This is a genomic window from Chelativorans intermedius (assembly GCF_025398255.1).
Taxonomy (GTDB): Bacteria; Pseudomonadota; Alphaproteobacteria; order Rhizobiales; family Rhizobiaceae; genus Chelativorans; species Chelativorans intermedius.
The window spans coordinates 1-715 of record NZ_JAODNW010000099.1 but is presented as its reverse complement, the minus strand read 5'-3'; the positions used below and the strand labels follow the sequence as shown (position 1 = coordinate 715).

General features: G+C 66.4%; 2 protein-coding genes. Both read left to right on the top strand.

What is annotated here, in order from left to right; all coding sequences use genetic code 11:
• Positions 1 to 253 (top strand): FitA-like ribbon-helix-helix domain-containing protein (locus tag NYR58_RS20495; protein WP_446681821.1); only part of this gene is annotated, 253 nt, incomplete at its 5' end.
• Positions 254 to 266: 13 nt separating this feature from the next.
• On the top strand, positions 267 to 698 hold the full coding sequence (locus NYR58_RS20490) for a type II toxin-antitoxin system VapC family toxin (protein ID WP_261522957.1): 432 nt from the start codon (positions 267 to 269) through the stop codon (positions 696 to 698).
• Positions 699 to 715 lie beyond the last annotated feature (17 nt).

Sequence of the window (715 nt, the reverse complement as noted above, 5' to 3'; positions counted from 1 at the left end):
GGAGGACGTCATGGCCAGCATCACGATTCGTAACCTCGACGATGGCCTGAAGCGCCGCCTGCGCATCCGCGCGGCCGAGCATGGCAGATCGATGGAAGAGGAGGCACGGGAAATCCTTCGCAAGGCCATCGGCAAGACGGCAGTGCCCGAGAACCTTGGCGAGGCCATCCATCGCCGGTTCGCGGCGCTGGGTGGCGTGGACCTGGACCTGCCGCCGCGCGAGCCGATGCCCGAACCGCTGCGGTTCGACTGAGGCGGCTGCGGCAATGATCCTGATCGACACCAACGTCATTTCTGAGCTGATGCGCCCGAACCCTGCGCCGGCGGTGCTGGCATGGTTCGGCGACCAGGACGCCATGGCGCTGCACCTTAGTGCCGTGGGCGAGGCCGAGTTACGGCGCGGTGCGGCGGCCCTGCCCGATGGCAAGCGCCGCGAGCGCCTGATCGCCGAGATCGACGCGATGATCGCGGAGGACTTCGCAGGCCGGGTTCTGCCTTTCGACAGTGCCGCTGCCAAGGCCTTCGCAGCTATCTTCATGGATCGCCGCAACGCAGGCCGACCCATCAGCTTCACCGACTGCCAGATTGCTGCTACCGCCCGCGCCTATGGCGCCGCCATTGCAACCCGGAACGTGGCCGATTTCGAAGGCTGCGGTGTCGAGGTGATCGACCCTTGGGCAGACACGGCAAGCGCCTGATAATGTGGAAGGCCCTC

Bases quoted from the DNA above. Each gene is read 5' to 3' on its own strand.
- NYR58_RS20490 (WP_261522957.1), top strand. From the start codon at position 267: ATGATCCTGATCGACACCAACGTCATTTCTGAGCTGATGCGCCCGAAC.